A 21,399-nucleotide genomic window follows, 5' to 3' on the forward strand; every position below is an offset into this window, starting at 1 on the left:
GCCCCCGCTGGTCGTTGAAAGACAATCCCGTCAAGCAACCGAGAAGGTATGGTGCGCGCCGGCATGAAAACCCAACCCTTCAAGGGCCGGGTGGTCCTCATCACGGGGGCTTCCGGAGGCATTGGCAGGGCGGCGGCGAAGGCCTACGCGGCGGCGGGCGCGGATGTCGTCCTGGCCGCCCGGCGTCAGACGGAGCTCGAGGACGCGGCCCGTGAAGTGTCGTCACTGGGCGTGAGGGCACTGCCCGTGCGGTGCGACGTGACGGTGGGCGACGACGTGGCGCGGCTGGTGGCGGAGGTCGATGCCGCATTCGGTGGGCTGGACGTGCTCGTCAACAACGCGGGCCGGGGAACGTACGGACCGCTGGAGGCCATGAGCGAGGCGCAGCTTCGACAGGTGTTCGAGCTGAACGTCGTCAGCCTGTGGCGGATGACGCAGGCGGCCCTGCCCCTGCTGCGCAAGCGGCGTGGCGCGCAGGTGGTCAATGTCAGCTCGGTGCTGGGCTACCGAGGGCTTCCGTTGCTTGGGGCCTATTGCGCATCCAAGGCCGCGGTGAATGTGATGACGGAGTCGCTTCGCGCGGAGCTCGCCTCGGAGGGCATCCGGGTGCTGCTCGTGTCGCCCGGCTTCACCGAGAGCGACTTCCGTGAGAACCGCCTCAACGCGGAGGGCTGGAAGCAGGACGCCATTCCGTTGAAGGCCATGTCCGCCGAGGAGGTCGCCGACGCCATGGTCCGCGCGAGCCGGCGGGGGCACCGGGATACGGTGCTCACGCTGTCTGGCCGCGCGATGGTGCTCGCGAACCGGTGGGCCCCTGCCCTGTTCGACCGTGTCGCCCGCCGCATGGCGGCTGAAATGAAGAAGAAGCGTTCATGACCTCCCGCAGTCCCCGCGTGAAGACGTCCCCAGATGCTGCTGACGCCGCGCCGATGTCGAAGCGCCGAGGCCGGCCGCCTCGGGAAGCAGCGAACGCGGCGCCGCCATCCGACGACGCCGTGGCAAGGAAGCCCCGCGCGAAGCGTACCGCCGCTGATGACGCGCCAGCGGACATGAGCGGCTCGCCGACCGAAGTCCCTGCACGGAAGCCCCGCGCGAAGCGCACCACCGAGGGTGACGCGCCAGCGGTCATGAGCGGCTCGACGACCGAAGCTCCTGCACGGAAGCTCCGCGCGAAGCACACCACCGAGGGTGCCGCGCCAGCGGACATGAGCGGCTCGACGACCGAAGCTCCTGCACGGAAGCTCCGCGCGAAGCGCACCACCGCTGATGACGCGCCAGCGGACATGAGCGGCTCGCCGACCGAAGCCCCTGCACGGAAGCCTCGCGCGGAGCGCACCCGCATCAATGGCGAGGCAGCGGCCACGAGCGCCGCACCGGCAGAGGTGCCTCCGGCTCGGAAGCCCCGCGCGGGACGGCCACCGGCGCCTCCGTTGGTGGCCACCGTGTCACCCACGCCCGAGCACCTCGCCAGCGTGCGCGCGCCGCTGCTGGGCTGGTACGACCGGAACAAGCGCGACCTGCCGTGGCGCCGCACCAAGGACCCGTACGCCATCTGGCTGAGCGAGGTCATGCTCCAGCAGACCCAGGTGTCGACGGTGATTCCCTACTGGGAGCGCTTCCTCAAGCGATTCCCCACGGCGCGCGCGCTGGCGTCAGCCCCGCTGGACGACGTGCTCTCGGGCTGGAAGGGCCTGGGCTACTACACGCGCGCTCGCAACCTGCACCGCGCCGCGCAGGAAGTCGTCGCGCGCTTCGGCGGCACCCTGCCCTCCACCGCGGAGGAGCTGCTCGGCCTGCCCGGCTTCGGCCGCTACACCGCCGGCGCGGTGGCATCCATCGCCTTCGGAGAGGAAGCGCCCCTGGTGGACGGCAACGTCGCCCGGGTCCTGTCTCGCATCTTCGAGGTCGAAGGCCTCCCCGGAGACCGACAGCGCGAGGCCACGCTGTGGGCGCTCGCCACCGCGCTGGTGAAGGGCGAGCGGCCGGGTGACCTCAATCAGGCCCTCATGGAGCACGGCGCCACCACGTGCCGGCCCGAGAATCCGCTGTGCCTCCTGTGCCCCGTGCGCGGAGCCTGCGTCGCCTTCCGCAAGGGCCGCGTGGACGAGCTCCCACCGGCCAAGGTGCGCGCCACCCCCAAGAAGCTGACGCTGGCCGTCGCCGTGTGGCCTCACGCCGGCACCCTCCTCTTCGCGCGCCGCGCGGACGCGGGTCTCTTCGGCGGCCTGTGGGAACTCCCCGCCGCGGAGGTCTCCGAAGACGCGACGGACGCAGAGGCCCGTGCCCGGCTCGCCGCGGCGCTCGGCGTGGACGTGAAACTGGAAGGCGCACTGGGCACGGTGAAACGACAGCTCACCCACCGCGACCTCACGCTGCGGCTGCTGCGCGTCTCAGGCCCGCACAGGCCCTCCCGCTGCGATGCGTTCCAGGAGCTGCGGTGGTGCAGCGACAAGGACGCCGAAGCGCTGGGCATGAGCACGGCCATGCAGCGAGCGCTCGACGCCGCGCTTGGCGCGGGAGTGCTTGCAGGCGGCTGAGCGCCTCGCGGCAACCCCGCACGTGCCCTGTCCTCCGTCCGACAGGAAGCCAGTCCTCCTGTCGGACTGACAACCCGGGGGGACCCGTGCCGGTTTCATCCGGAGACGAGGCGACTCAATGTCCGCGGACCCCTTCCATGGAGGAATCCGCGCATGGCTCGCCACAACGCCAACAAGCAAACCAGCCCGGCCAAGAAGGCGCCGGCCGCGTCCGCCGACGTCAAGCCTCGGGCCCCGGAGTCCCGCCCGAGTCCGACGAACGAGCAGATCGCCCGCAGGGCCTATGAAATCTTCCTCGCGCGGGGCGGCACGCACGGAAGCTCCGAGCAGGACTGGTTCCAGGCCGAGCGCGAGCTGCGGCTCGGCCGTCAGTAGCGCCCGGTCAGTGGGGGTTCGTGGCGCCGACGGGGGGCCGCTCAGCGGAGAGCGCCCCTCGGAGCCGACGCTGCGCCGCCTTCAACTCCTCCAGGATGCGCTCGGCGTCGCCCACCGAGCGCATCGCGAGACCGCACGCGGGCGTCAGCACCACGGTGGACACCACCTGCGCGAAGGTGAAGCCGCGAGGCAGCGCCGCCTTCAACGTGGCCTCCACCGAATCCACCAGCTCCCCCACTTCGTACGCGGACGCCAGGTCCGTGGGGATGATGCCCAGGCTCAGCGTCGCGCCCGACGCGAGGAAGCGCTCCAGCGCGGCGCTCGACTCCACCATGGCATCCAGCGACAGCCGCACGTCCAACGAGAGCAGGTCCGGCTGGACATCCAGCAACGCCGCCCAGTCCGTGTTGCCGCAGCAGTGCAGCCCCACCAACGCGCCTTCGCGCTGCAGGGCCACCACCAGCAGCTTCAGCTCCTGCATCGCAATCAGGTGGCGCGGATTCGTCCGCTGGAGCGCGTAGAGCCCGGGCTCATCCAGATAGAAGAGCGGCGTGGTGCCCGCGCGGCGCAGCGCCTTCACCATGGCCAATGAGCGCGCCAGCGACAGGCGGAACATCGCCTCGTCCAGGCCCGGCACGTCCAGCGCGGGCTGGCCGTCCGTCGTGCGCGCCACCGAACGCACCGTGAAGGGCCCCGCGAGCTGCGCCTTGGCGAAGGCCAGCTTCCGCGTCTCCACTTCCCACAAGAAGGGGCGCCACGCGCGGCAGGCCTCGGGTGAGGGCTCGAAGGACTCGAACTTCCCCGCCTGGAACGCCGCTTCCAACCGGGCCTCGAAGGCCGGACGCCCCGCCTGCCACGCCGCGAGGTCGACGGTGCACAGGCCTTCATCGTCGAAGGACAGGCCCGGCAGTCCCTCCAGGGCCGCGGGAATCATCAGCTCCGAGGGCTTGCCCACGGGAAGCTGCGGCAGGAACGGGATGTCCAGGGCCAACGCGGCCTGAAGCCCCAGCTCCACTTGCGTGTGCGGCAGGCTCCCGATTCCGGTGGTGGCGCAGGCAGGCAGCAACTGGACGGCTCGACGGATGTTCGGCGCGCTCATGGCGCGGACTCTACCCGCTCCTCGCTGCCGGGGGTGTGCCTGCCCATCCCTGACGCGCCGGGTTCCCGACCTTCCTGTCCGGCAACAACGTTCCACCCAAGAACCGGAGAGCACCCCGGCGGACATGGGAGGGGGCGGTGATGGACAGGCGGATGGGATGGTGGAGAACAGGGACCCTGGCGGCGGCGTTGGTCGCCGGCCCTGCTCTCGCGGCGACACCTCGCGTCAAGGCGCAGCCTGCCCCGGGCTTCGGGGCCGCGGGCCTGACGGTGCGCAGCGGCGTGACGGCCTGGTCCGGCAACGTGGGCGAGGAGACGGGCGTGGGCACGTTCCTGGCCCTCGTGGGTGAAATCCCCGTCATCACCGCCGTGGGCCTGGAAGTCGGCTACGAGGGCTCCGCCAACGGCTACGCGGAGCCCCGGCGCGGCACGCTGTGGCGGCACAACGGCGGCGTGCTGGCGAAGGTGGGTCCGACGCTCTTCTCCCAGTGGAAGCCCTTCGTCGGCGCGGGCGCGGGCGTCAGCTACTTCCACCCCACGCCCATGGACGTGGGCACCGCCTTCGAGAAGGGATGGGGCGCGGAGGTGCCGCTCGCCGCCGGACTCGAGTACCGGTACAGCGGCGTCACCGCCGGCCTGCGCGCCACCTACCGCGTACTGGTGGCCCGGGACTTCGCGCCCACGAGCGCCGACGTGGGCAACCTCTTCAGCGGTGACCTCAGTCTGGGCATGCGCTTCTGAGCCGCGCCCGCCCTCACGTCACGGAGAAGTACGACGCCTGCGGGTGGTGGAAGACGATGGCGGACACCGAGGCCTCCGGCTCCATCATGGAACCGTCGGTGAGCTGCACGCCGATGTCCTCCGGCCGCAGCGCGGTGAACAGCTTCGACTGGTCCTCCAACCGCGGACACGCCGGGTAGCCGAAGGAGTAGCGCTTGCCCGAGTACTCCGCGCGGAAGCGCTCCAGCATCGTCATGTCCGGCCGGTCCGGCGTGCCCCACATGCTGCGCAACTGCGTGTGCAGCATCTCCGCGTAGCCCTCGGCCGTCTCCAGCGCCAGGGCCTGCACCGCGTGCATCTTCAGGAACTCGCCCTTGGCCTTGAGCTCCTCGGCCAGCTCGCGGATGCCGGCGCCCGCGGTGACGACGAACATGGCCACGTTGTCCGTGGGCGCGCCGCCCTCCAGCGGGCGCAGGTAGTCGGAGAGGCACAGCCCTCCTTCCCGGTCCTGGCGCGGGAAATCGAAGGACGCGGCCTCCCTGCCCGAGGCGCCGTCGAACAGCACCACCCGGTTGCCGTCACTGCCCGCCTTGTAGAACTGGAACACCGCGCGCGCCTGCATGACGCCGCCGCGAAGGAAGCCCTTCAGCTCCTCCACCGCCTCCTTCAGCGCCAGCGCCTTGCGGCCCTCCTCCGTCTTCGCCAGCTCCGCCTCGCCCGGCGTGCCCAGCACGCGCGACGAGGAGCGCAGACCCAGGTGGCGGCCGTACAACATCACCGGGTTGATGAAGCGCCAGATGTGGTCCAGCGGCGTGTTGGACAACACGTGGCGCTCCCAGTCCGGGGCGGACGGGACGGTGTCGAGCACCTTCACCTCCGCGCTGCGCCCGCGCGACACCTGCGCCGCCGGAGCCGGCCGCTCCTTCACCTCCCGCGCGAGCTTCTCGCGGCGCACGGCCAGATCGCCCCGGAGCTTCTCGTGCGAGGCCGGGTCGACAATCTGCTTGGCCAGGTCCAGGCCGTTCATCGCGTCCTGCGCGTAGGCCACGGTGCCGCCGCCGTAGGCCGGAGCGATGTTGCGGTCCACGAAGTTGCGGCTGAGCGCCGCGCCGCCCACGAGGATGGGCGTCTCCACGCCCGCGCGCCGCAGGTCCTCCGCGGTGGCCACCATCTGGTGCGCGCTCTTCACCAAGAGGCCCGACAGGCCGAGGATGTCCGGCTGGTGCTCGCGCACGGCCTGCACCAACTGCTCGGGCGGCACCTTGATGCCCAGGTTCACCACCTTGAAGCCGTTGTTGGCCAGGATGATTTCCACCAGGTTCTTGCCGATGTCGTGCACATCGCCCTTCACCGTGGCGAGCACCACCTTGCCGCGCAGGGCCGCCTGGGACTGGCTCATGTGCGGCTCCAGGAAGCCCACCGCCGCCTTCATGGACTCGGCGCTCTGGAGCACCTCGGCGACAATCAGCTCGTTGGCGCCGAAGAGACGGCCCACCTCGTCCATGCCCTTCATCAACGGCCCGTTGATGATTTCCAGCGGCGGGTACTTCTGCATCGCCAGCTCCAGGTCCGCGATGAGGCCGTCGCGCGTCCCCTCGATGATGTAGCGCTGGAGGCGCTCCTCCAGGGGCAGCGTGCTCACCAGGACCCGCGCCGGCTTGCGCTCGCGGAAGTGCGCGGCGAAGGGCGTCACCGGGTCCGCGCCCCGGTTGTAGAGGAGGTCCTCGGACAGCTTGCGCTCCTCCTCCGGCAGGGACGGGTAGCGCTCCAGCTTCTCGGAGTTCACCAGCGCCATGTCCAGGCCCGCCTGGACGTTGTGGTACAGGAAGACGGAGTTGAGCACCTCGCGGCCCGCGGTGGGCAGGCCGAAGGACACGTTGGAGATGCCCAGCACCGTCTTGCAGCGCGGGAAGCGCTGCTTGATGAGCCGCACGCCCTCAATCGTCTCCACGCCGCTGCCGGTGTACTGCGCGTCGCCAGAGGCGCAGGGGAAGACGAGCGGGTCGAAGTACAAGTCCTCCGGCTTCATCCCGTACTTCGTCGTCAGCAGTTCGTACGAGCGCTCCGCCACCTCCAGCTTGCGCTGGCGCGTGACGGCCATGCCCACCTCGTCGATGCAGCCCACCACCAGCGCCGCGCCGAAGCGGCGGGCCAGCGGCACCACCTTCTCGAAGCGCTCCTCGCCGTCCTCCAGGTTGACCGAGTTGATGATGGCCTTGCCCTGGCTGTACGTGAGCGCCATCTCGATGACGCGCTCGTCGGTGGAGTCAATCATCAAGGGCACGCGCACCTTCTTGATGGCCACCTCCAGGAAGCTGCGCATGTCCTCCAGCTCGTCGCGGTCCGGGTTGGCCAGGCAGATGTCGATGACCTGCGCGCCGCGCTTCACCTGCGCGCGCGCAATCTCCGACGCGTCGTCGAACTGGCCCGCGACGATGAGCTCCTTGAACTTCTTGCTGCCAATGACGTTGGTGCGCTCGCCCACGATGAGGGGGCGCAGCTCGTCCGTCACTTCCAGGTAGTCCACACCGGACAGCGAGGCCCGGGGCGTGGGCGCGTTGTCGCGCGGCTTCAGGCCCTCCACGGCCTTGGCCAGCGCCGAGATGTGCCCCGCGTGCGTGCCACAACAACCGCCCACCACGCTGAGCCAGCCCTGCTCACAGAAGCGCCGCACGGAGCGCGCCAGCATCTCCGGCGACTCCAGGTAGAGGCCATTCTCGTCCGGCAGGCCCGCGTTGGGGACGCACGACACGGGGAACGCGCTCATCGCGGCCAGCGAGCGCAGGTGGTCCGTCATGAAGTCCGGACCCGTGGCGCAGTTGAGGCCCAGGTACAGCAGGTCCGCGTGCTCCAGCGACGCGGCCAGGCTCTCCACGCTCTGCCCGGCCAGCATCGTCCCCATGGGCTCGATGGTCCCGGACACCGCCACCGGCAGCGCATACCCCAGCTTCTGGAACGCACGCTCGATGCCCAGTAGCGCCGCCTTCACGTTGCGGGTGTCCTGCGCCGTTTCAATCAGCAGGTAGTCCGAGCCGCCCCGGGCCAGCCCCTCGGCCTGCACGGCGAAGTTGTCCACGAGCTCGTCGAAGGTGACGCCGCCCGTGACGGTGATGGCCTTGGTGGTGGGACCAATGGAGCCCGCCACCCAGCGCATGCGGCCGTCCTTCGCCTCGGCGGCGGCGGCGGCGTTGCGCGCCAGGCGGGCGGAGGCCTCGTTGAGCTCCAGCGCCCTGTCGCCCAGGCCGAACTCCGCCAGCACCAGCGGCGTGCCGCCAAAGCTGTCCGTCTCCGTCACGTCCGCGCCGGCCGCGAAGTAGCGCGCGTGGATGTCCTCCACCAGCTCCGGCCGGGTGATGACGAGGTACTCGTTGCAGCCCTCGTACTCCGGGCCACCGAAGTCCGCCGCCTTGAGGTTCGCGTCCTGGAGCAAGGTGCCCATGGCGCCGTCCAGCACCAGCACGCGCTCGCGCATGGCCGCGCGCAGCGCCTCCACGCGACGGCCATTCTCACCAGGGGGCAGCGGGAGGGTGGTGGGGGCATGGCTCGTCATGACGGTTTGACTCCAGTGAGCAGGAAGACTCGAAAGGGACTGGCCCCGTCCCGCGCGTGTGTCTCGCGGGTGAGGGACGTGAAGCCGGCCTCGCGCAGCGCGGCCTCGATGGATTCAGGCGCGAAGCCCAGGTGCCGGTGGCCCAGCCGCTCCAGCACCCAGCGTTCGTCGTGCGGCATCAACTCCAACACCACCAGCCGGCCGCCCGGCTTGAGCAGACGGGCGGCCTCGGCCAGCACCGCCTGCGGCGCCTCTACGTGGTGGAGGCTCTGGGAAATCACCACCAGGTCCAGGCTGGCGGACGCGAGCGACAGGCGGTGCAGGTCCTCGCCCAGGAAGCGGATGTTCTCCAGCCCCTCGCGGCCCGCGCGCTCCCGCGCCTGGTCCAAGGCCTCGGCGTTCTGGTCAATGGCCCAGACGCGCCGGGCCCAACGGGCGATGGCCACGCTCAGCATGCCGGTGCCGCAGCCGAAGTCCGCGACCTCCAGCGGGGGCAGCAGCGAGGCCAGCGCGCCGGCCCACAGGAACCATGACTGCCCGGGCTCCAACAGCCGCTCATTGAGCGCCTGCCGGTCCTCGCGTGCCCGCAGCAAATCCTTCAGCCGCGCCGAGTCCCCCGCCGCGTCCTCCGCCTCGCGCGCCATCTGGATGAGCGGCCAGCGCCCGTCCGCCTGCCCCAGCGCCAGCGAGTAGTAGCTGTAGCCCGCGTGGCGCTCCTCGCGCAGCAACCCCAGCCCCTTGAGCTTGCCCAGGTGGTGCGACACCGAGGACTGCGCCACGCCCACCAGCGACACCAGCTCCGTCACGTTCAACGGCGCCTCGGCCACCAGGCGGAGGATGCGCAACCGCGTCGGGTCACCCAGGACCCGGAATGACTGGGACAGCTCTTCCATATCGCCGCATCAACATATGTCGATATCAGCGTGGAGACCAGCATTCTCTAGACGCGACGCGTTGCCTGACACCCGACAGTCGCGTACAGGGCGAAGCATGGCGACGCCCTCCCACACCCCGACCCTTCACTCTCTGCTGGACGGCAAGCGGTTTGGACTCGTCCTCTCCGCTGGATATTTCGGCTTCTATGGTCACGCCGGCTTCCTCAAGGGCCTGACGTCCGCGGGCCTGAAGCCCCATGCGTACGCGGGCACCTCCGCGGGCGGCATGGTGGCGGCCTACGCGGCGGCGGGCACGCCGGTGCATGACATCGAGGAGCTGGTGCTGCGGCAGACGCGCGCCAACTTCTGGGACCCCGACCCCATTGGCGCGGTGCTCAACGCGGCCGACGCGGGGCACGGCCTGACGGGCCTGCTCAAGGGCGAGCGGTTCCGCCGGCTGCTGGAGGCCACGTTGCCGGTGCGCACCTTCGAGGAGCTGCCGCACCCGCTGCTGCTGGTGGGCGCCAACCTCACGCTGGGCCGCCACGACGTCTTCAACACGGGAGAGCTGGCGCCGCGCGTCCACGCGACGTGCGCCTACCCCGGACTGTTCCGCGCGGTGCCGCTGGAGGGCAACCTGTACTGGGACGGCGGGCTGGTGGACAAGGCGCCCGCGCTGTCCCTGCACGAGAGCGCCGCTGGCGCGGAGCTGGACGCCATCCTCGTGCACTACCTGCCCAGCAAGACGCGCAAGGTGGTGGGCGGGCCCATGGCGTACGCACAGGGACTGGCGGCGGGCTCGGCGGCGCTGCGCCAGGACCACTTCCGCCTCCAGCTCACCGTGCTGGAGCAGAAGCAGGTGCCCGTCTACGTCGTCGTCTCCAACCTGCCGCCGGTGTCGCCCACCACGATGGAGCGCGGCTTCGACGCGCTGGACCAGGCGAGGCTCGCCGCGGAGCGCGCGTTGGCGCGCCCGCCCCTCCCCTTCAACCAGGCCGCGTGGTGAGCGTCAGCGCGGCCACACCATGAGCACCGCGGGCGCGACGGCCACCAGCGCGCCCGCCCCGAAGGCCAGCACCACCTGGAGGAAGAAGAGGTCCTCCAGCCGCTCCACCAGCGTCATCTCCACGCGCTCGAGGCCCAGCGACTCCAGGTTCCGCACCGCGGAGGCGGAGTCCGGCGCGGAGACGACGGCGCGCAGGGCCAGCACGCCCAACACGCGGCGCGACTGCTCCATGAGGAAGCGCTCCACCTCCGTCCTCCGTGGGGGCGCGACGTCGTCCTGCGCCGCCTCCACCTGACGCAGGTGCTCGCTCACCGAGGCGTCCACGACACGTGACAGCTCCTCGCGAGACAGCGACCCCGTGCCCTGGAGCCGCTTCGCCACCTGCGCCGTGACGGGCTTGAGGACCGCGTACACGCGGCCAACGACGCCCCGCTCCTTCGCCTCGTGCGCCAGCCGGCCCGACACGGCTTGCAACATGAACGCGTAGCCGCCCGACGCGGACAGGGCCAGCGGCGGCAGGACGACGCCCAGCACCACGAGCCACGTGGGCGCGGGCGCCACGCCCAGCCACCCGGGAAGGAACCAGGTCGCCGCGCCCACGGCCAGGCCCACCAGTCCGAAGAGCGCTCCGCCTTTGAACGCGCCCAGCAAGCCCACGCCCATCAACGACAACACCACCCGCAACCCCTGCCCCACCGCACGCAACACGCGCATCGACCGATGCTCCCGGGCGGCGAGCCGCCCACACTGCCCCGCAGCGGCGAGACGCCGATTCCAGGACAAGCCGACGATTCCACGCGGACTGACAACACGCCAGCGGCGCACTTCTGAGCCCGAAGCCCGCGCCTGCTCCCAGAGGGCGGCGTCTTGTTTGATTTCACACGACTGTGAATCGTCTTTCCTCATTTCATGACAGACCAGAAATGCATGATGTTCGCGTGACTCGGGGTCTCAGGTGTTCGCGCTTGGGCTCCGTCACGGCCGTCCCCTTGACCGAAGTGGAGGCTGTCCATGACGACGTCGTTCCTGTCGATGCGTCCCCTGCGATACGCGATGCTGTCCCTCTCGGTGCTGGCGTTCGCGCCCACCGCCGCGGCGGCGCCGCAGCGACTGAAGCCCCGTGAGCTGGTCGCGAAGCCCACGGGCCGCGAGCTCGCTCCGAACACCTACGTGGAGCGCATCGTGGTGAAGTTCCACGAAGGCAGCCACGTGCGCCTGCGTGACAACAAGCTGGTGGCGCTCACGTCCGAGCGCGACGCGGCGGAGCAGTCGCTGCTCGCCGGCCGCAACCTCGACTCGGCCCGCGTCCAGGACAACGCCACCCAGGTGGAGTCCCTGTTGGAGCGCGCGCCGCGCACCGGCGGCGTGGCCCGCCTCTTCGACACGCCCGAGGCGACGCTCACCACGAACAAGGCCTCCGGTGAGAAGCAGAGCGGCCAGCAGTTGGCGGACCTGAACCTCTACTTCGAAGTGCCGCTGATGCCGGGCACCACGGCCGAGCGCGTGGCCGACCTGGTCGGCGCGCTCAACGCGCTGGACGGCGTGGAGCTGGCCTACGCCGAGCCGCCCCCCGAGCCCGCCATGGTGAACTTCGCCATGGAGCCCGCGGTGCGCAGCCTGCTCGCGGCGGCGGACATCCCGCCCGCCACCCCGCTGTATGAAGGCAACCAGGGCTACCTCGACGCGGCGCCCAACGGCGTCGACGCGCGATACGGGTGGACGCTGCGCGGCGGCACGGGGACGGGCGTGAAGGTGGTGGACGTGGAAGGCGGCTGGCGCACCACCCACGAGGACATGCCGAACCTCTTCTTCATGAATGGCACCCAGTACGCGGACATTGGCTGGCGCAACCACGGCACGGCCGTGCTCGGCGAGATTGTCGGCGCGAGCAACGCGTACGGCGTGACGGGCATCGCGCACGGGGCGCAGGCGGGCTACGCGGCCATTGGCTCCCAGAGCTCGGCCAGCGCCATCGCCAACGCGGCCACAGCGGTGGGCCGGGGCGGCATCGTCCTCATCGAGCTGCACGCCCAGGGCCCCTCGGATGGCACCGCGTGCACGTGCAACACCGCCCAGTGCAACTACATCGCGATGGAGTACTGGCAGGCGAACTACGACGCCATCAAGACGGCCACCGCCAACGGCGTCATCGTCGTGGAGGCCGCGGGTAACGGCAGCGCCGACCTGGACGCGGCCGCGTACGGTGGCCGGTTCAACCGCAACACGCGGGACTCGGAGGCCATCATCGTGGGCGGCAGCACCGCCATCACCCGCGCGCCCATGTGCTGGACGAACTTCGGCGGACGCGTGGACGTGCACGGCTGGGGTGAGCGCGTCTACTCCATGGGCTACGGGAACGTCTGGGGCAGCCATGGCGAGGACCAGTTCTACACGTCCAGCTTCAGCGGCACGTCCAGCGCCTCGCCCATCGTGGTGGGCGCCGCCGCCAGCGCGCAGGGCGTGGCCCGGGCCAACGGCCGCCTCCTGACGAGCGCGCAGATGCGCGCGCTGCTTCGTGCGACGGGCACGCCGCAGGAAGCCAACGCGCGCCAGATTGGCCCACGGCCTGACCTGCGCAGGGCCCTGCCCCGCGTCGTCGCGGGCGACTTCTAGGCCCACGGAGCGGAGGTCCCCACCGTCCACGCGGGGACGGTGGGGGCTGTTCCCGTGACTACCGCGCGCCGTAGCGCCGGTGGTCCACCATGAGGCAGCGGTCCTGCACCACCTGGATGCCCGCCTTGGCCAGCTTCTCCGCCGCGGCGTCGTTGCGGATGCCGGACTGGAACCACACCGCCTTCGGCTTCTTGGCGATGAGGTCCTCCACGTGCGCGTCGATGTCCTGCGGCCTGCGGAACACGTCCACCAGGTCCAGCTCGCCGGGCACGTCCTCCAGCCGCCGGAACACCGGCTTGCCCAGGATGTGCGTCACGTCCGGGTAGTAGACGGGCACGGGCACCACCTCCACGCCCTCGCGCGCCAGGTAGTCCGGCACGTAGAAGGCGGGCTGGCCCGACTGCTGCTCCGTCTTGATGCCGAGCACCGCCACCCGCCGCGCGCCCTTCACCACCTGCTCCACCCCTGCTTCGTCCTCGATGAGGTTCTGCTCCCAGGTCATCGCGCCTCCTCCTGGAGCCCCTCTGCCCGGGACTCCGTCGTGACAGTCCAAGCCTCGCCCGCCACCGTCGCCCGCACCGTGAGCTGGCGGCTCACCGGCACGAAGCGTCCCCGCGCCACCACTTGTTCGCCTTCACAGGCCACGCCCGGCGTCAGCTCCGGCCGGCCCGCCATCACCCACACGTCCGTCAACGCGTCCGGCGCGTCCTCCGGCAGCGCGTCCAGGCACCGCAAGCTCAGCACCACCGCGTCGCCCAGCGGCGTGCCCCGCGTGCCTTGCACGGTGCGCTCCAGGACATAGGCCACCTGGCTGTCGCCCATGGGCACCTGGTCCACGGCCCAACTGACGTGGCCCTCGGTGAGGTTGCGCTGAAGCAGGCCAGAGAACTTCACCTCCCACTCGCGGCGCGCGCGCGCCTCCAGCGCCTCGGGCGCGAAGAAGCGCTCCAGCACGCCCGCCTCCGAGCCCCCGGGCACCACCTGGCGCAGCGCCTCCTGCGCGGCCTCGGGCTCCACGAGCTTCACGAAGGTGCCGTCCGCCGCCAGCCAGGCCCGCAGCGTGAAGCGCGCCAGCACGTCCGCCACGCCGGTGGGCACCTCCTGCCCGTTGCGCCACAGCCGCGAGGAAGGCACCGACTGCGCCAGCAGCCAGCCCCCTTCGGAGGGCGTGAAGCGCGTCCGAGTGGAGAGCTCCACTTCCTCGCGAAGGGCCTGGCCGCCGCGCTCCACCGAGCGCACGCTGCGCTGCGTCTCCGTGAGGACGCGGTCCACCGGCGGCTGGAAGTCCAGCCGGACCGTGGCGGGCCGAGCCTCCGCGGGCGCCACCGAGAGCGGCGCCCGGCGGCTGCAAGCGGTGACGGTCAGCGAGAGGATGAGACTGCACGACAAGAACCCGGGACGCATGCGCGTCCGCACGCTGGCAGAAAGCGCCCGCGGCCGCGAGCGCTTCCACCTGTCGGCGTCCATGGCGGACGCCGCCCTGTTCACGGATGACGCGTCTGGCCGTCCGGGGCGTTCTCCACCAGGTCCCTGCCGATGTTGCGGCGGTCCCGGTTCACCCCGTCGTCGTCCTTCAAGCCGCCCAGGGCGGACCTGCGGGAGGCCTCGGAGAGGTCTCGCATCACGGCCTCACGGGTGGCGTACTCCGGACGCGGCAGGCACTTGAAGAGGTTGATGACATCGGGGGGCGCGCCTGCATCCGCGGCGGCCATCACCAGTTGCTCCCGCTCGACGGGGTACTCCACCGCGTCGAGGTGCGGGGTGATGGAGAGCGCCGGATCCTCCGCGAGTCCATAAGCCATCGTGCATCCGCCTTTCTGCCCGGGCGCCCTGGCCCTCGGCCCCGGTGCGTTCGTGGTGTGCCCTGACAATGTGGGGATGACCGAGGCGCGGGACCACCCGGGGCGCCCCCGTCCCCGCCGCTGCCCTTCCAGGGGGCCAGCCGTCCCGCTCCCTTCCCAGGCTAGAGTGCCCGCGACGCCGTCCTCGCAGGAGCCCACACCCCATGTTCGCCGCCTCCCTGCTGCTCGCCGGGCTCACGCTCGCCAGCACGCCCAGCAGCACCCCGGCCGCATCGACAACAGCCCTCGCCGCGCAGGCGCAGGACGTCTTCGACCTGGACGACGAGGCCTTCGTCGCCCAGGCCCAGGCGGACCTGGCCCTGCTGGAGCGAAACACGCGGGGCTTGAGGAGCCTGCAGGACGCCGTGAAGCAGTCGCGCGACGTGTACCTCCAGAAGCAGAGCGTGCCGTACACGCCGGACCAGAAGCAGTTGCTGCTCAGCACCTGGGCCGCCTTCTTCGACTACTTCGTCGCCACCGAGGTCATCCGCCAGCGCTACTGGGACTTCGTCAAGGTGCCCTCCCTCTCACAGCCGAAGAAGCACGCCTGGGGCTTCCTCCTCACCCACGGCGCGCTCACCACGGAGCTGGCCCATGGCCTCACCTACGCGGACCTCACCGTGGGGCGCAAACAGCTCGAGGTGCTGCTGGACGAGCCCGCTCCCGAATACGGCCTCCCGCCGCGCGCCTTCACGCGTTTCAAGGACAAGGCCATCCACGTGTCCACCAGCTCGCAGCTCCTCAGCGGGGACGGCTACAAGGAGCAGCTCCGCCCGCTGCTGGTGAAGGCCGGGGCCCTGGACGCCCCCCGCGTGCCCTGGCTCCTCCAGGAGATGAGGCACAACAGCAAGGTCGCCAAGGGGCTGCTGACACAGCGGGGCGCCAAGCTCTTCGTCAAGGCCGCCGCGGTACGCACCACCGGCACCGCGCAGCGCGCCTTCTTCCCGGTGCAGCGCGCGGTGGCCGAATGGATGGGCGACACCCGCGTGCGCCGCGTGGGCCAGCCGCTCATCTCCCGCGAACAGGCGCTGTCCTTGCTGGAGCGGATGGAGCCCGGCGACATCCTGGTGGCCCGTCAGAACTGGTACCTCTCCAACATCGGCCTGCCCGGCTTCTGGCCCCACGCGGAGCTCTTCCTCGGCACGCCCGCCCAGCTTCGCGCCTACCTGGATGACGACGCGGAGGTGAAGGCCTGGGTGGCCACGCTCCCTGGCGAACAGGGCTCCTTCACCCAGCACCTGGCCCGGACCTTCCCCGCCAAGTGGGCCGAGTACTCCGGCCAGGACGCGCACGGCGAGCCCATCCGCATCCTCGAATCCATCAGCGAGGGCGTGTCCTTCACCGGCCTGGAGCACGGCATGCGGGTGGACTACCTGGGCGTCATGCGCCCGCGCCTGTCACGCCTGGAGAAGGCCCGCGCCATTCTCCGCGCCTTCACCTACCAGGGCCGGCCCTACGACTTCGACTTCGACTTCTTCTCCGACCAGACGCTCGTGTGCACGGAGCTGGTGTGGAAGTCCTATGCGCCCGCCAGCGACATGACGGGGCTGCGCATCCCCCTGGTCAGCGTGGCCGGGCGGCGCACCCTCCCCGCCAACGAGCTGGTCCGCCTCTTCGACGCGGAATATGGCCGGGAGGACCGGCAGCTCGACTTCGTGGCCTTCCTGGACGGCCGGGAGGCGGAAGGCAACGCGAAGGAGGCGGACGCCGACGCATTCCGTTACAGCTACCGCCGTGCCAAATGGGACATCGCCCAGGAGTAGACACACCATGACGGAGCAGATGGCCGAAGAGATGCTGCAGTTGTCCGCCCAGCTCTTCGAGAAGATGATTTCCCAGCAGCAGGCCAAGGTGCTGCGGCTGGCCCGCGAGGCCGTGCCCAACATCTCCCCGGAGGAAGTGCGCAATTCCCACGACTTCCCGGCGCTCAAGGAACATCCTACATTCGAGTTCGAGGATGGAATCCTGTCCGGGCTGATTGCGGCCCAGGTTGCCCTCCGGGCGGAAATCAAGGGACGGCTGCCATTTGAACCTCCTGCATTCTGACGCTCGGCTGCCTGCCTTTGCCGTCCGGGCCATCGTGGGTTACTGGTTCCCGCCGTGAGCATTCCCTCTGGATTCAGCCCTCCGCTGGCTCGGGAGCGTCTGGTGTCGGCGCTGGCGGCGGAGCCCCCTCGGCTGGACCTGGCGGCCCTGGCCATCGCCACCCTGGAGCAACCCCTGCTGGACGCCCCGGGGTGTCTGCACATGCTGGACGTGCTCGCATGCCGTGTGCAGGTGGAGGCGGAGCGGTTGAGTGAGAAGGGTGAGGTCCTCGCCTCCCTGCGGGCCCTGCGCCACGTGCTGGCGGACATCGAGGGCTTCCGCGGCAACGAGGACGACTACCACTCGCCCGAGAACAGCTTCCTGGACCAGGTGCTGGAGCGGAAGATGGGCCTGCCCATCACCCTCTCCGTCGTCTACCTGGAGGTGGCGCGGCGCGCGGGAATCTCCCTGTACGGCGTCCCCTTCCCGGGCCACTTCCTGGTCGCGCACGACGCGGGGGACCACAAGCTGGTCATGGACCCGTTCCACCACGGGGACATCCTCACGGAGCACGGCTGCGCGGAGCTGCTCAAGCGCGTGGCGCCGCAGCTCAAGTTCGACCGCAACATGCTGGCGCCCGCGCCGGTGGAGCTGATTGCGTACCGGATGCTGTCCAACCTGCGGCGCGTGTACCTGGGCCGCGAGGACTGTGAGCGGGGCCTGGCGGTGGTGGACATGCTGCTGCTGCTGGCGCCAGACCATCCGGGCGAGCTGCGCACCCGCGCGGCGCTGCTGAGCAGCCTGGGCGCCTACCGCGCGGCGCTGAAGGACGTGGAGCGCTGCCTGGAGCTGTCGCCGGATGCCCCCGACCGAGACCGGTTGGAGATGACGGCCCGCGAGCTGCGGGAGCGCGCGGCGCTGCTGAACTGATGACCCCGGGCCCAGGCGCTGCCTGGGGAGGACTCTCACATGTCCCATGAGGTGAAGCCCTGGCGCAGGCTGCGCCGCGGGCTGGAGCACGACTTCACCGTCGCTCGCGTGCGCGAGGACTGGTGGGCGGACCCGCGAACGAATCAGGAGCACCCGCGCGTGCGCGTGGACTGCGCGGACTGGGTGACGGTCATCGCGGTGACGCCGGACGAGCAGCTCGTGCTGGTGCGGCAGTTCCGCTTCGGCATCGACCGGAGCACGCTGGAGGTCCCCGGCGGCATCATAGACCCGGGCGAGGCCCCCGAGGCCGCCGCGGCGCGCGAGCTGGAGGAGGAGACGGGCTACGTGGCGGGCCGGCTGGTGTCCCTGGGGCAGGTGCATCCCAACCCCGCGTTCCAGGGCAACGTGAGCCACAGCTTCGTCGCGCTGGACTGCGTGAAGCGGCACGAGGGCCGGCAGGACGAAGGCGAGGACATCGCGGTGGAGCTGCACCCGCGCGCGGACCTGCCCCGGCTCATCCTGGAGGGCCACATCTCGCATTCGGTGGTGCTGACGGCCTTCTTCCTGGAACGGCTGCGCGCGGAGTCCCAGGGGACGCCGTAGCCGCACGCCTCAGTGGCGCGAACAGCCGCAGCCGCAGGTGTCGAAGAAGGGGGATTCCCCCCGGGCGCAGACGAAGAAGACGGCCTGGCACTCCTGCTTGTCCTTCGACACGAACCTGCGGCGTGACGCCTGCGCGTCGCACTTCGCCCGGTCCGCCACCGGCTGCGACACCTCGGCCGCCTCCCCTTCGTCGGAGAGCGAACCGCAGCCCGCGGCCAGCAAGGCCGGGAACAGCGCCAGAACGCCCTTCAGTTGGAACACCTGTCACCTCTCGAACCCGTGCGCGTCCTTCCACGCGCGCACGTGCTGAAATGCAACCTGGGAACCGTCCCGCGAAACCGGGAGCCCCCAGGGCAAGGCGGATGCGCGGCACGTGGACGGCGCCACATTTCGGGCGTGCAGGGACGGACACACGGCGCCGCGACTCACCGCGGCTGTCGGTCAGCACACAGGGGCCTCGGCGCGTGGGGAGGGATGGGCCCTCCCACGGCGCCAGCGTCAGCGGGCCTTCGGCGCGGGGACTTCGCGCTCCCACGTCCCGGAACGTCCGCCCGATTTGTGCTCCAACTGCACGGCGTCCAGCACCATGCCGCGGTCCACGCTCTTGCACATGTCGTAGACCGTCAGCGCCGCGGCGCAGGCGGCGGTGAGCGCCTCCATCTCCACGCCCGTGCGGTCCACCGTCTTCACCTGCACCCGGACGCGCAGCCCCTCCTCCTCCGGCGCCAGCGTCACCTCCACGCCCGCGAGCGCGATGGGGTGACACAGGGGAATGAAGTCCGGCGTGCGCTTGGCGGCCATGATGCCCGCGAGCCGCGCGGCGGCGAGCACGTCCCCCTTCTCCACCTGCCCCGCGAGGATTCGCTCGCGCGTGGCGGGAAGCATCCGCAGCAACGCGGTGGCCACCGCCACGCGGTCCGTCTTCGGCTTCTCGCCCACGTCCACCATCTTCATCGGCGCACCCCTTCAGCCACCGCGGAGAGCAGGTCATCCGCGACGTCGTCCGGGTCCTCCAACCCCACCGAGACGCGGATGAGGTTCTCCTGGATGCCCGCCGCCGCCCGCTCCTCCGGGGTGAATCGGCGCGCGCTGGCGCTGGCCGCGTGCATCACCAGCGTGCACACGTCGCCCAGCGAAGGACCGGGCCGGCCCACCTTCAGCGCCTCCAGGAAGCGCATGCTCTCCGACCGCCCCGCGCCCTTGATTTCGAACGCCACCATGGGACCGCCGCCCAGCAACAGCTCGCCCGCAGTGGCGTGGTCCGGGTGTGAAGGCAGCCCCGGGTAGATGACCCGCTCCAACAGCGGAGACTCCGACAGCCGCCGCGCCACGTGCGCCGCGTGCTCGACATGCGCCTTCATGCGCACCGGCAACGTGCGCAGTCCTCGCAAGGTCAGCCACGCCTCGAAGGGCCCCAGGACATCCCCCGCGAGCACCCGCCCGGCGCGCAGCGGCGCCATGCGCTCCCGCGAGCCGCTCACCGTGCCACCCAGCGCGTCACTGTGCCCGTTGAGCCACTTGCTCGTGGACTGCACCGCGTAGTCCGCGCCCAGCGCCAGGGACTGCTGCCCCACCGGCGACGGGAAGGTGCCGTCCACCACGAACGTCGCGCCCGCGTCGCGGCACGCCTGTGCCAGCACGCGCAGGTCCGGCACGCGCAGCAGCGGGTTGGAGATGCTCTCCGCCAGCACCATGCGCGGCTTCAGCTCGCGGATGCGCCCGGGCACGGCGGGGTCCGTCATCAGGAACGCGTGCAGCTCCACGCCCAGCGTGGCGCACAGGTTCTTGTACAGCGCGCGCGTGACGCCGTAGCCGTCCGCCGGCATCACGAGCGCGTCACCCGCGCGGAACCCCTGGGCCTCGAAGACGGAGCGCAGCGCGGCCATGCCGCTGGCGTACGCGACACAAGCCTCCGCGCCCTCCAGCGCGGCCACCGCCTCCTCCAGCAGCGTCGTGTTGGGCGCGCTGATGCGGGCGTAGGCGTAGTCCTTCCCGTCCAGCGCCGCGTCCAGGTCCTCGCTGCTGTCGAACCAGTTCACCGCCGCCGGGTAGATGGGCGGCGACACCGGCACCGCCTTGCTTCCGGCCAGCCGTGTCCCGGCGTGCACCGCCACCGTCTTCTGCTTCGAGCTCATGGGCCTGAATGGGTCCTTCGCGGGAATGGAAAGGCCGGCCCTCGAAAGAAGGGCCGGCCTGGGATGCTCGTGGACTCTCGCGCGAGCGAAGTGGCTACTCGCCGTGCTCGATGAGCCAGCGCTCCGCATCGATGGCGGCCATGCAGCCCGTGCCCGCCGCGGTGATGGCCTGACGGTAGTAGTGGTCCTGCACGTCACCGCAGGCGAACACGCCCTCGATGTTCGTGCGGGTGGAGCCCGGCACCGTCTTCAGGTAGCCGCCCTGGTGCGTCTCCAGCACGCCCTGGAACAGCTCCGTGTTGGGCGTGTGGCCAATGGCCACGAACAGGCCCGTCGCCTTCACGAGCTGGCTGTCACCCGTCTTCAGGTTGCGCACCACCGCGCCATTCATGCCCTTGCCGTCGCCGACGACCTCCTCCACCGCGGAGTCCCACATGAAGGAGATCTTCGGGTTCTGCTTGGCGCGCTCCTGCATCACCTTGGACGCGCGCAGCGTGTCGCGGCGGTGGACGAGGGTGACGTGGTTGACGATCTTCGCCAGGTACGTCGCCTCCTCCATGGCCGTGTCACCGCCGCCCACCACCAGCACGTCCTGCTTCTTGAAGAAGGCACCGTCGCAGGTGGCACACGCGGAGACGCCGCGGTTCTTGTACGTGTCCTCGCCCTTCACGCCCAGCCACTTGGCCGTCGCGCCGGTGGAGATGATGACCGTCTCCGAACGGTAGCTGACGCTCTCTCCCTGGATGAGGAAGGGGCGCTGGGAGAAGTCCACCTTCACCACGTTCTCCATGTGGAGGGTGGTGCCGAACCGCTCCGCCTGCTTCTGGAAGCGCTCCATCAGCTCCGGGCCGGTGATGGCCTCCGGAAAGCCCGGATAGTTCTCCACGTCGGTCGTCACCATGAGTTGCCCGCCCGGAACGCGCTGCGGGTGCTCCAGCGTGGGACCGCCAGCGAACACCACCGGCTGCAGGTTGGCGCGCGCGGCGTAGATGGCCGCGGTGTAGCCCGCGGGCCCCGAGCCGATAATGGTCACCTTGTTGATCTTCTCCTCCGCCACGACTCCTCCCAAATCTCGTTGATGGCCCCAAGGT

Annotated in this window: 21 protein-coding genes; 10 read left to right on the plus strand and 11 right to left on the minus strand. The window is 70.6% G+C overall.

Annotation, left to right across the window (positions count from 1 at the left end):
• The first annotated feature begins 48 nt into the window (after positions 1-48).
• The 3 genes from A176_RS24245 (at position 49) to A176_RS24255 (ending at position 2,912) form a co-directional block, all read left to right on the plus strand.
• Positions 49-876: an SDR family oxidoreductase gene (locus tag A176_RS24245; RefSeq protein ID WP_002637317.1), complete on the plus strand. Its 828-nt coding sequence runs from the start codon at positions 49-51 to the stop codon at positions 874-876.
• A 554-nt stretch (positions 877-1,430) separates the two neighbouring features.
• Positions 1,431-2,537: an A/G-specific adenine glycosylase gene (gene mutY / locus A176_RS24250; RefSeq protein ID WP_044890966.1), complete on the plus strand. Its 1,107-nt coding sequence runs from the start codon at positions 1,431-1,433 to the stop codon at positions 2,535-2,537.
• Positions 2,538-2,690: 153 nt separating this feature from the next.
• Positions 2,691-2,912 (plus strand): DUF2934 domain-containing protein, encoded by a 222-nt coding sequence (locus tag A176_RS24255; RefSeq protein ID WP_002637315.1) that lies wholly within the window; start codon positions 2,691-2,693, stop codon positions 2,910-2,912.
• Positions 2,913-2,919: 7 nt separating this feature from the next.
• Here A176_RS24255 and A176_RS24260 read toward each other — a convergent pair whose 3' ends face one another.
• Positions 2,920-4,011, minus strand: coding sequence for a uroporphyrinogen decarboxylase/cobalamine-independent methonine synthase family protein (locus A176_RS24260; RefSeq protein WP_002637314.1), 1,092 nt, complete (start codon positions 4,009-4,011; stop codon positions 2,920-2,922).
• 140 nt (positions 4,012-4,151) lie between these two features.
• Between A176_RS24260 and A176_RS24265 the strand changes: the two genes are divergently transcribed.
• On the plus strand, positions 4,152-4,751 hold the full coding sequence (locus tag A176_RS24265; protein ID WP_002637313.1) for a hypothetical protein: 600 nt from the start codon (positions 4,152-4,154) through the stop codon (positions 4,749-4,751).
• A 13-nt stretch (positions 4,752-4,764) separates the two neighbouring features.
• Here A176_RS24265 and metH read toward each other — a convergent pair whose 3' ends face one another.
• Positions 4,765-8,280: a methionine synthase gene (gene metH, locus A176_RS24270; protein WP_002637312.1), complete on the minus strand. Its 3,516-nt coding sequence runs from the start codon at positions 8,278-8,280 to the stop codon at positions 4,765-4,767.
• Entirely contained in the window at positions 8,277-9,173 is an 897-nt protein-coding gene (locus tag A176_RS24275) for an ArsR/SmtB family transcription factor (RefSeq protein WP_002637311.1), read from the minus strand. The genes metH and A176_RS24275 overlap by 4 nt, the downstream gene beginning before the upstream one ends.
• 97 nt (positions 9,174-9,270) lie before the next feature.
• On the opposite strand from A176_RS24275, the gene A176_RS24280 reads away from it, so the two are divergent.
• Positions 9,271-10,161, plus strand: a complete 891-nt coding sequence (locus A176_RS24280; protein WP_002637310.1) for a patatin-like phospholipase family protein — start codon at positions 9,271-9,273, stop codon at positions 10,159-10,161.
• Between the two features lie 3 nt (positions 10,162-10,164).
• On the opposite strand, the gene A176_RS24285 is transcribed toward A176_RS24280, so the two are convergent.
• Positions 10,165-10,875, minus strand: coding sequence for a hypothetical protein (locus A176_RS24285; RefSeq protein WP_002637309.1), 711 nt, complete (start codon positions 10,873-10,875; stop codon positions 10,165-10,167).
• 297 nt (positions 10,876-11,172) lie between these two features.
• On the opposite strand from A176_RS24285, the gene A176_RS24290 reads away from it, so the two are divergent.
• The gene (locus A176_RS24290; RefSeq protein ID WP_002637308.1) at positions 11,173-12,774 is read left to right on the plus strand and encodes a S8 family serine peptidase; all 1,602 of its coding nucleotides are present in this window, start codon (positions 11,173-11,175) and stop codon (positions 12,772-12,774) included.
• 58 nt (positions 12,775-12,832) lie between these two features.
• On the opposite strand, the gene A176_RS24295 is transcribed toward A176_RS24290, so the two are convergent.
• The 3 genes from A176_RS24295 to A176_RS24305 all read right to left on the minus strand — a co-directional run bounded on the left by A176_RS24295 (position 12,833) and on the right by A176_RS24305 (position 14,576).
• Complete coding sequence (locus tag A176_RS24295) at positions 12,833-13,276, minus strand: CoA-binding protein (protein WP_002637307.1); 444 nt, start codon at positions 13,274-13,276, stop codon at positions 12,833-12,835.
• A complete protein-coding gene (locus tag A176_RS24300) occupies positions 13,273-14,178 on the minus strand; it encodes a hypothetical protein (protein ID WP_002637306.1) in 906 nt (301 codons plus the stop codon). Before A176_RS24300 ends, A176_RS24295 begins: the two co-directional genes overlap by 4 nt.
• 80 nt (positions 14,179-14,258) lie before the next feature.
• Positions 14,259-14,576, minus strand: coding sequence for a DUF2795 domain-containing protein (locus A176_RS24305; protein ID WP_002637305.1), 318 nt, complete (start codon positions 14,574-14,576; stop codon positions 14,259-14,261).
• A gap of 203 nt (positions 14,577-14,779) precedes the next feature.
• Between A176_RS24305 and A176_RS24310 the strand changes: the two genes are divergently transcribed.
• The 4 genes from A176_RS24310 to A176_RS24325 all read left to right on the plus strand — a co-directional run bounded on the left by A176_RS24310 (position 14,780) and on the right by A176_RS24325 (position 18,173).
• Entirely contained in the window at positions 14,780-16,378 is a 1,599-nt protein-coding gene (locus A176_RS24310) for a YiiX/YebB-like N1pC/P60 family cysteine hydrolase (RefSeq protein WP_002637304.1), read from the plus strand.
• Between the two features lie 7 nt (positions 16,379-16,385).
• A complete protein-coding gene (locus A176_RS24315) occupies positions 16,386-16,661 on the plus strand; it encodes a hypothetical protein (protein ID WP_002637303.1) in 276 nt (91 codons plus the stop codon).
• An 84-nt stretch (positions 16,662-16,745) separates the two neighbouring features.
• Positions 16,746-17,570 carry a transglutaminase family protein gene (locus A176_RS24320; protein ID WP_082282936.1) on the plus strand — a complete coding sequence of 275 codons (825 nt, stop codon included), beginning with the start codon at positions 16,746-16,748 and terminating at the stop codon, positions 17,568-17,570.
• Positions 17,571-17,609: 39 nt separating this feature from the next.
• Positions 17,610-18,173, plus strand: coding sequence for an NUDIX hydrolase (locus tag A176_RS24325; protein WP_002637301.1), 564 nt, complete (start codon positions 17,610-17,612; stop codon positions 18,171-18,173).
• Between the two features lie 9 nt (positions 18,174-18,182).
• Here A176_RS24325 and A176_RS24330 read toward each other — a convergent pair whose 3' ends face one another.
• From A176_RS24330 to trxB, 4 genes are all read right to left on the minus strand, one after another.
• The gene (locus A176_RS24330) at positions 18,183-18,434 is read right to left on the minus strand and encodes a hypothetical protein (protein ID WP_002637300.1); all 252 of its coding nucleotides are present in this window, start codon (positions 18,432-18,434) and stop codon (positions 18,183-18,185) included.
• A 237-nt stretch (positions 18,435-18,671) separates the two neighbouring features.
• The gene (gene moaC / locus A176_RS24335) at positions 18,672-19,127 is read right to left on the minus strand and encodes a cyclic pyranopterin monophosphate synthase MoaC (RefSeq protein WP_002637299.1); all 456 of its coding nucleotides are present in this window, start codon (positions 19,125-19,127) and stop codon (positions 18,672-18,674) included.
• Positions 19,124-20,308: a trans-sulfuration enzyme family protein gene (locus A176_RS24340; RefSeq protein WP_002637298.1), complete on the minus strand. Its 1,185-nt coding sequence runs from the start codon at positions 20,306-20,308 to the stop codon at positions 19,124-19,126. The genes moaC and A176_RS24340 overlap by 4 nt, the downstream gene beginning before the upstream one ends.
• Positions 20,309-20,402: 94 nt before the next feature.
• Positions 20,403-21,365 carry a thioredoxin-disulfide reductase gene (gene trxB, locus A176_RS24345; protein ID WP_002637297.1) on the minus strand — a complete coding sequence of 321 codons (963 nt, stop codon included), beginning with the start codon at positions 21,363-21,365 and terminating at the stop codon, positions 20,403-20,405.
• Between the last annotated feature and the right edge of the window lie 34 nt (positions 21,366-21,399).

Origin of the sequence: Myxococcus hansupus, from assembly GCF_000280925.3 — a bacterium.
In the GTDB taxonomy this organism is placed as follows: Bacteria; Myxococcota; Myxococcia; order Myxococcales; family Myxococcaceae; genus Myxococcus; species Myxococcus hansupus.